The organism is Methylobacterium sp. WL18 (assembly GCF_008040015.1).
Classification (GTDB): domain Bacteria; phylum Pseudomonadota; class Alphaproteobacteria; order Rhizobiales; family Beijerinckiaceae; genus Methylobacterium; species Methylobacterium mesophilicum.
Genome location: NZ_VRVD01000168.1, coordinates 1 through 8,531 on the forward strand (window position 1 = coordinate 1; position 8,531 = coordinate 8,531).

7 protein-coding genes and 1 pseudogene are annotated in these 8,531 nt (G+C 69.2%); 3 read left to right on the forward strand and 5 right to left on the reverse strand.

Annotated features, from left to right (window positions below; all coding sequences use genetic code 11):
- Window positions 1–328: pseudogene (locus tag FV228_RS13900) on the forward strand (inositol monophosphatase); the annotation flags it as partial.
- Window positions 329–396: 68 nt separating this feature from the next.
- Here the strand turns inward: FV228_RS13900 and FV228_RS13905 are convergent.
- Window positions 397–1,173, reverse strand: coding sequence for a hypothetical protein (locus FV228_RS13905; RefSeq protein ID WP_147855165.1), 777 nt, complete (start codon window positions 1,171–1,173; stop codon window positions 397–399).
- Between the two features lie 132 nt (window positions 1,174–1,305).
- A complete protein-coding gene (locus FV228_RS13910; RefSeq protein WP_147855166.1) occupies window positions 1,306–1,635 on the reverse strand; it encodes a helix-turn-helix domain-containing protein in 330 nt (109 codons plus the stop codon).
- A 51-nt stretch (window positions 1,636–1,686) separates the two neighbouring features.
- Here FV228_RS13910 and FV228_RS13915 point away from each other — a divergent pair, with 51 nt between their 5' ends.
- A complete protein-coding gene (locus tag FV228_RS13915; RefSeq protein WP_147855167.1) occupies window positions 1,687–2,835 on the forward strand; it encodes an MFS transporter in 1,149 nt (382 codons plus the stop codon).
- Window positions 2,836–3,145: 310 nt separating this feature from the next.
- Here the strand turns inward: FV228_RS13915 and clpB are convergent, their stop codons facing one another.
- Window positions 3,146–5,770 carry an ATP-dependent chaperone ClpB gene (clpB, locus tag FV228_RS13920; protein WP_147855168.1) on the reverse strand — a complete coding sequence of 875 codons (2,625 nt, stop codon included), beginning with the start codon at window positions 5,768–5,770 and terminating at the stop codon, window positions 3,146–3,148.
- A 195-nt stretch (window positions 5,771–5,965) separates the two neighbouring features.
- Here clpB and FV228_RS13925 point away from each other — a divergent pair, with 195 nt between their 5' ends.
- On the forward strand, window positions 5,966–6,742 hold the full coding sequence (locus FV228_RS13925; RefSeq protein ID WP_147898113.1) for an MOSC N-terminal beta barrel domain-containing protein: 777 nt from the start codon (window positions 5,966–5,968) through the stop codon (window positions 6,740–6,742).
- A gap of 10 nt (window positions 6,743–6,752) precedes the next feature.
- Here the strand turns inward: FV228_RS13925 and FV228_RS13930 are convergent, their stop codons facing one another.
- Complete coding sequence (locus FV228_RS13930) at window positions 6,753–7,361, reverse strand: c-type cytochrome (protein WP_147855170.1); 609 nt, start codon at window positions 7,359–7,361, stop codon at window positions 6,753–6,755.
- Window positions 7,361–8,531: PQQ-dependent sugar dehydrogenase (locus FV228_RS13935; RefSeq protein WP_246693903.1), on the reverse strand; the 1,171-nt coding region annotated here is incomplete at its 5' end. The genes FV228_RS13930 and FV228_RS13935, both read right to left, overlap by 1 nt.

The window sequence follows — 8,531 nt, forward strand, 5'->3', positions numbered from 1 at the left end:
CGCCGTCGCGGCCCAGCGCTTCACCCTGGATTACGGGCGGGCCTGGTTCCCCTGGAGCGAGGGCGGGTCGATCTCGGACGCGGCGCTCCTGGCCACCGGGCGGCTCGACGCGACGGTCGTCAACAGCATGCTCTGGGATCTAGCGCCGATCCTGCCCCTGTTCGAGGCGCTGGGCTTTCGCCTCTATCACTGGCCCGACCTCGCTCCCCCGCCCGCCGCCTTCATCGACCTGTTCGATGCGGAGCTGTCGGCCCACGACGACCTCTGGCTGGTCTGCCGGGATCGAGACCAGGCGGCCGACCTGGCGAGGGCGATCCGCAAGGCCTAGCGGATTACCCTGTGAGTCGGTCGTGCCGTTGGGCATCCACGCCTGATCGCATTCGGGTGCCAGCCCCTTCACGGGCCACTGCACTCGGCCAATCTGTTGATCTGACCGGCCTGGATGAATGGCGAGCGCTGTAGCGAGGCGGTTTCCTCATCGAGAAGAACGGCATTCGGGTAGGTGATATAGCCCTGCATCATTAGGGCCTCGGAGCGGCATTGGCTCGTTTGACATGCGGGTGAACGATCCGGATGCCTCAAGCCAAGCGTGTGCAACAGTTCGTGCCCCATTCCGCCGATCCAGCGGCATCGTCCTGCGATCTCGGCACCGTTGGCCTTCTCGCAGGCGGGTACGATGGCTTCCCCGCTGATCCCCCTGAGATCATTGGCGGACACGACCGCGAGTCCGTTGCCGCCGGCTCCCGATTGCCCGCAGGCGTGATCAGCGTCGACGTAGACGACGTATCGTGCCTCCGGATCGTTCAGCTTGGCAGCTCCCAGACGCGTCAGCTCATCGAGCGCGTTGCGATAGAAGGCGTCGAACCCGCGGTATTGATCGACCGCGCTGAACCACCGGGCCGGCTTATCGGAACGCAGGATCCTCACCGCCGGATGACCCAGACGGACCGTGCGACCCTCGAGCTTCTTGCCCAGCCACGATTGGAAATGGTGCGCCGCTTCGGCGATGCGGCTGGGATAGATCGACGAGATCGAGCGATCGCTTGGCACGAGGTAAATGAAGCGGACCTCTCCCGTAGTGGGAGACCGGAATGCTTCGCCGAGCGCGGCGCGATCGACCGGCAAGCCCAGCACGGCAACAAGGGCGAAGAAGAAGAGGCGCATTGACGGCATGGCGCGCAGTCTCGCGCGCGAGAGGTGAACAACCTCACCGGCGCTCGGTCCTTTACGCTGCAAAAACTGAGCGAAACACGGGACTAGTGACACTGTCGAACATCGGGCGATGTGAGACGAGGCCGTACAGTTTCAGTCCGACGTTACGTCCGTCAATCGATGGACCATGATCGCGTCGAGGAGCCCGGGGAAGCGCGCGTCGACATCCTCCCGGCGCAGCGCGATCAGGCAGCGCATCCCCTCGGGCCGGGTGCGCGTCACGCCGGCCTCGCGCAGGATCTTGAGATGGTGCGTCATGGTCGAGCGCGGCACGCTGTCGGCCAGCAGGTCTCCAGATGCGCGCTCGCCGGCCTTCACGAGGTCCGACACCACCGCCAGGCGGGTCGGATCGCTCAGGGCGAACAGGACCCGGTGCAGGGTCAGCTCGGAAACGTCGGGATGGAAGAACTTGCGGGGGCTCATGGCGCCGTTTATGTACGATTTTCGTCGTACATCGTAAAGAGGCGGCGAGACATGAGACGAATCGCGGTGCTGGCGCTCGGGATGTTTGCCCTGGGCTTGGATGCGTATGTGGTCGCGGGGCTGCTGCCGGGGATCGGGGCCGCAGTCCAGGTCGAGCCCGGCGAGGCCGGGCAGGCGGTCACGGTCTTCACCCTGGCCTACGCGCTGGCGGCGCCGGTCTGCGCAGGATTGCTCGCCGGACGGCCGGTTCGGCGGGTGCTCGGCGTGGCGCTCGCGGTTTTCACACTGGCGAACCTGCTGAGTGCCCTGGCGACCGGCCTGTTCGGGCTGCTCCTGGCCCGGGCGCTCGCCGGCCTCGCGGCCGGTCTATACGCGCCGGTGGCGATCGCGTCGGCGGCCGCACTGGTGGAGCCGGGCCGGAAGGGCCGCGCCCTGGCGCTGACCCTCGGGGGCATGAGCACCGGAACGGTCATCGGCGTGCCCGCCGGCCTGTGGATCGCCGAACGGCTCGGCTGGCAGAGCGCCTTGTGGATGGTGACACTGCTGGGCGCCGTCGCGACGGTCGCGATCCTGGCACGCCTGCCCGACATCGAAGCCGCGGAGCCGCCATCGTGGCGGGCCCGGGCAGCCCTGCTGACCGACGCGTCGGTTGTTGCGACGGTCGCGGTCACGTTCCTCACCGCCATCGCCAGCCTCGGGCTCTACACCTATCTGGCACCGCTCCTCGACCGCGCCGGCCTCGGCACTGCTGAGGCCTCGTATTTCTGGGCCTGGGGCATCGGCGGGATGGTGGGCAGTTTTTCTGTCGGCCCGCTGATCGACCGGACCCGCGATCCCCGTCGGGTGATGGCCGTGATCCTGGCCGCCCTGACACTCGCGCTCGCATTGCTCCCCAGCCTGCTCGGCACCCCGCTTCTCGGCTACCTGCCGTTGTTGGTCTGGGGCGCCATGGGCTGGGCCTCGCAGGCGCCGCAGCAGCATGCCCTGCTGCACCTCCGGCCCGATCACGGCAGCGTCGCCGTCGCGCTGAACAGCTCGGCGAACTATTTGGGCGGCGCGGCCGGTGCGGCGCTCGGCGGCGTGGTGGTCACGCTGGCGGGAATCTCCGCCCTGCCGATCACCGCCGCCGCTGCGGCGACTGCAGGCTTCGCATTGCAGGTGGCGATCCTGGCTCGGGTTCGCCATGTCGCGGCGGGCTGATGCGCCGGACCGTGGGCAGGTTCATTGCTTGTGGACCCCTCTTCGCCTGACCAGGTGATATTTCCGCAGACACCCCAGCCTACGCCGCATCATTCCGGGGCCGCGAAGCGGAGCCCGGAGTCTAGAAACACAGGTCGAGCAGGACTTTGCACCGTCGGCGGCTCTGGATTCCGGGCTCGCCTGCGGCGCCCCGGAATGACGCGGCGGTTTTATTGAGCAGCGGTGGCGAGATCGTCCTACGAGGCTGACCGCGCATCAAAAAGGCGGCGCGCCGTCATCCGGTGCGCCGCCTTACGCAAAACCGTAGCGCTCAGTTCAGGGCCACGTTGGCCGGCCGGCGCTCGGCGCCGACTGTGACGTCGCCGATCATCAGGCCCATCGGGCCCAGCCGAACCGGCACCGTCTCGCCGTCGTGGATCTTGCCTGAGAGCACCTGCTCGGCCAGCGGATCCTGGACGTTCTTCTGGATCACCCGCTTGAGCGGCCGCGCCCCGTAGGCCGGATCGTAGCCCTTGTCGGCGAGCCAGATCTTGGCCTCCTCGTCGAGATCCAGGGTGATCTTGCGATCCTCCAGGAGCTTCGCCAGGCGCCCGAGCTGGATCTCGACGATCGCCCCCATCTCCGACCGCGCCAAGCGGTGGAACAGGATGATCTCATCGACCCGGTTCAGGAATTCCGGCCGGAAGTGGCCCCGCACCACGTTCATGACCTCGTCGCGGACCGCATCGGTGTCCTCGCCCGCGGGCTGGTTCACGAGGTACTCGGACCCGAGATTCGAGGTCATGATCAGCAGCGTGTTGCGGAAGTCGACCGTCCGCCCCTGCCCGTCCGTGAGCCTTCCGTCGTCGAGAACCTGCAGCAGGACGTTGAACACGTCCGGATGCGCCTTCTCGACCTCGTCGAACAGCACGACCTGATAGGGCCGCCGCCGGACCGCCTCGGTGAGCGCCCCGCCCTCCTCGTAGCCGACATAGCCCGGAGGCGCGCCGATCAGGCGGGCGACCGCATGCTTCTCCATGTACTCGGACATGTCGATGCGCACGAGCGCCGTGTCGTCGTCGAACAGGAAGCCGGCGAGCGCCTTGGTCAACTCGGTCTTGCCGACGCCCGTGGGCCCCAGGAACATGAACGAGCCGATCGGCCGGTTCGGGTCCTGCAACCCGGCCCGCGCGCGCCGGACCGCGGTCGAGACCGCCTCCACTGCCTCGCGCTGGCCGACGACGCGCTTGGCCAGCGCATCCTCCATGGCGAGCAGCTTCTCGCGCTCGCCTTCCAGCATCTTGTCCACCGGCACGCCGGTCCAACGGGAGACCACCCCGGCCACGTGGGCGGGCGTGACCGCCTCCTCCATCATGCCGTCGCGGCCGCCATCGGACTTCTCCTCGATCTCGGCGAGCTGCTTCTCCAGGCCCGGGATCACCCCGTAGGCGAGTTCGCCGGCGCGCTGGTACTGGCCCTGGCGCTGGGCCGCGGCCAATTCGTTGCGGGCCTCGTCGAGCTTCTTCTTCAGGCCGGCGGCGGTGCCGAGCTTGTCCTTCTCCGCCTTCCACCGGGCGGTGATCGACGCCGAGCGCTCCTCGAGGTCGGCCAGCTCCCGCTCCAGCCGGACCAGCCGGTCGCGGGAGGCGGAATCGGTCTCCTTCTTGAGCGCCTCGGCCTCGATCTTCAGCCGCACGATCTCGCGGTCGACCGAGTCGAGCTCCTCCGGCTTCGAATCGACCTGCATGCGCAGGCGCGAGCCGGCCTCGTCGATCAGGTCGATCGCCTTGTCGGGCAGGAACCGGTCGGTGATGTAGCGGTTCGAGAGCGTCGCGGCCGCCACCAGGGCCGAATCCTGGATACGCACGCCGTGGTGCTGCTCGTACTTCTCCTTCAGCCCGCGCAGGATCGACACCGTGTCCTCCACGGTGGGCTCCGACACGAAGACCGGCTGGAAGCGCCGCGCCAGGGCCGCGTCCTTCTCGACGTGCTTGCGGTACTCGTCCAGCGTAGTCGCGCCGACGCAGTGCAGCTCGCCGCGGGCGAGCGCCGGCTTCAGCAGGTTCGAGGCGTCCATCGCCCCGTCCGCCTTCCCGGCGCCGACCAGCGTGTGCATCTCGTCGATGAACAGGATGATGCCGCCCTCGGCCGCCGTGACCTCGGAGAGCACGCCCTTCAGCCGCTCCTCGAACTCGCCGCGATACTTCGCGCCGGCGATCAGCGAGCCCATGTCGAGGGCCAGCAGGCTCTTGTCCTTGAGCGATTCCGGCACGTCGCCGTTGATGATGCGCAGGGCCAGGCCCTCGACGATCGCGGTCTTGCCGACACCGGGCTCGCCGATCAGCACGGGGTTGTTCTTGGTGCGCCGGGACAGGACCTGGATGGTCCGCCGGATCTCCTCGTCGCGGCCGATCACCGGGTCGAGCTTGCCGTCCCGGGCGGCCTCGGTGAGGTCGCGGGCATATTTCTTCAGCGCGTCGTAGGCGTTCTCGGCCGAGGCGTTGTCGGCGGTGCGGCCCTTGCGGAGCGCGTTGATCGCCCCGTTCAGCGATGCGGGCGTCACGCCCGCCGCCTGCAGCGCGCGGCCGGCCTCGGACTCCTTCTCCACCGCGAGGGCGAGGAGCAGGCGCTCGACCGTGACGTAGGAATCGCCGGCCTTCTTGGCCGCCTGCTCGGCGGTGTCGAACAGGCGCATCAGCTCGCGCGTCGCCTGCGGGGCCGACGCGTTGCCGGAGACCTTCGGCTGCTTGGCGAGCCACTGCTCGGTCTGCGCCAGCGCGACCCGCGACTGCCCGCCCGCGCGGTCGATCAGACCGGCGCACAGGCCCTCGGGGTCGTCGAGCAGCACCTTGAGCAGGTGCCCAGGCTGAAGCTGCGGATGGCCCTCGCGCATCGCGAGGTTCTGCGCCGCCTGGACGAAGCCGCGGGCGCGCTCGGTGTAGAGTTCGAAATTCATGCGTGTCTCACCCTCCCGTGCCGGCATCCGCCGCCCGAGATGGCGCGGCCCTGCCGAAACGTCGCCCCCCCGGCACTCTGCCGCGAGGGACCCCGGCGCCGAAAGCCGCCGGTAGTCCCGATGTGGTGTTGTATTTGCGCACCACAAGGGCTTCGGGACTTGCGCGGCGCAGCTTTTCCGAGCCACCTTCCCGGCATGCAAGCCGCGCTCGAAATCGGCCTCCTCGGCCTCTACCGCTACCCCGTGAAGGGTCTGAGCCCCGAGCCGCTGGAACGGGCGGAGCTGGAGACCAGCGGCTTCTTCCCGGGGGACCGGCTCTACGCCATCGAGAACGGGCCCTCGGGCTTCGACCCGGTGGCGCCGCGGCACCAGCCCAAGACAAAGTACCTGATGCTGATGCGCGACGAGGCGCTGGCCCGCCTGCGCACCCGGTACGACGATGCCACCGCGACCCTCACGGTCGAGCATGCCGGGGAGACGCTGGCCTTCCGGCTCGACACGGAGGCCGGTCGCGACGGGCTCGCCGACCTGATGCGGCACTGCCTCCCGGAGAGCCTGCGGGGTGAGCCGAAGGTGCTCGCGGCGCCGCCGCAATACCGCTTCACCGATTCGCCCACCGGCTACGTCTCGCTGATCAACCGGGCGAGCGTGGCGGCCGTGGAAGAGTATGTCGGCGCGCCGGTCGACCCGCTGCGCTTCCGCGGCAACCTGCTGGTCGACGGGCTGGCACCGTTCGCCGAGCTCGACATGGTCGGGCGGGTGATCGAGGCGCCGAGCGGGCTACGGCTTAAAATCACCAAGCGTACCGTGCGCTGCGCCGCCACCAACGTCGATCCGGTGAGCGGCGTGCGCGACCACGACATCCCCTGGACCCTGGACGCCCGGCTCGGCCACCGCGACCTCGGCGTCTACGCCGAAGTGATCGCCGGTGGGGCGCTGGCCGTGGGCGATACGCTGCGCACCGTCGGCTGAGCTGCGTCCGTCAGAGCCGGGCCACGTAGGCCGCAAGATCTTTTATGTCGGCCTCGCTCAGGCCCTGCGCGACCTCGTTCATCGCGGGGTCGTAGCCCGGCCGGGTGTTCGACTTGTAGGCCGAGAGCGCCTGCGCAAGGACCTCCTCCCGCTGCGCCCGGATCCGGGGAACCGCGTCCCGGCCGGCCAAGTCGGCACCGTGGCAGGAATTGCACTGGTGCTTGGAGACCAGCGCCTGCGCGCGTACCACCAGGGCCGGGTCCGCAGCCGGCCCCGACCACGCGGGGGGCGGCAGGGTCGCGACCGCATCGGCATAGGCGCGCAGGTCGTCGTCGGAGAAGCCGGCGGCGACGTCGTTCATCGGCGGGGCCTCGCGCTGCTTCTCCCGGAACTGGAACAGCTGCGTCACGACATAATCCGCCTGCTGTCCGCCGAGCGAGGGTACACCCTCGGTCTCGGAGGTGCCGCTCCCGTGGCAGGCCACGCACGGGGCCAGCCGCTCCGGCACGGCCGACTGGGGTACGGTCGACTGGGGCGCGGCCAGAGCCGCCCCCGCCAGCAGGGCGCCGAGGGGCAGCGCGAGCCCCCGGACAACCCCGATCCTCGACGGACCGCGCATCACTGGCCGTAGCTGACGCGGTAGATCGCGCCGTTGTAATCGTCCGAGACGAGCAGCGACCCGTCCTTGGCGACCAGCACGTCCGCCGGGCGCCCGGCATACTTGTTGTCCTGCAGGAAGCCGGTCAGGAACGGCTCGACGGATGCGACCTTGCCGTCCGGGCCGAGCTTCGCCATCACCACGTCGCCCCCGAGCTTCGTCGTGCGGTTCCAGGACCCGTGCCGGGCGATGAAGACCGCATCCTTGTAAGCCTCCGGGAACTGCGCGCCGGTGTAGAACCGCATGCCGAGCGAGGCCGTGTGCGGCCCGAGCAGGCCCGCCGGGGCCGTGAATTCCGAGCAGGAATGGCCCCAGCCGTATTCGGGATCGGTGAACGTGCCCTGGTGGCAGAACGGGTAGCCGAAATGCTGCTTGCCGGGTTCGGTCAGCACGTTCAGCTCGTCGTTCGGGATGTCCTCAGAGACCCAGTCGCGGCCATTGTCGGTGAACCAGAGCTGCTTGGTCTTCGGGTTCCAGTCGAAGCCCACCGTGTTGCGCACCCCGCGGGCGACCACCTCGGCGTTCTTGCCATCGAGATCGATGCGCCGGATCTGGGCGTGCGTGTCCGGGGGCATCACGATGTTGCCGGGCGCGCCGACCGGGACGTAGAGCTTGTTGTCCGGACCAATGGCGATGAACTTCCAGCCATGGGCCTCGTCCTTCGGCAGGTCGTCGTAGACGAGGGTCGGCTTCTCGGCGCCGTCGAGGTGCTTGGCGATGTCGTCGTAGCGCCAGATCTTGGACAGCTCGGCCACGTACAGGGCGCCGTCGTGGAACGCGACGCCGTTCGGACGGTGGAGGCCGGACGCGATGGTCTTCACCACGCGCTTGCCGTCCGGCCCGGCCTGCGGCAGCACCGCGTAGACCTTGCCGACCGTGCGGGTGCCGATGAACAGCGTGCCGTCCGGCGCCTGCGTCATCGAGCGCGCGTTGGCGAGGCCGCTGGCATAGACCTCGACCTTGAAGCCCTCCGGCACCTTCAGCTTGTCGAGCGGCAGCTTGGCGGCGGCGGTGGCCAGCGGTGGCCCCGCTACCGGGGCGAGCTTGGCCGCGTCCCCGCCTTCCGGGCGTCCGTAGAGCGCCGAGCCGCGGTCGACCTGCACGCTGGCCGGGGGCGCCGAGCTGGCCGGC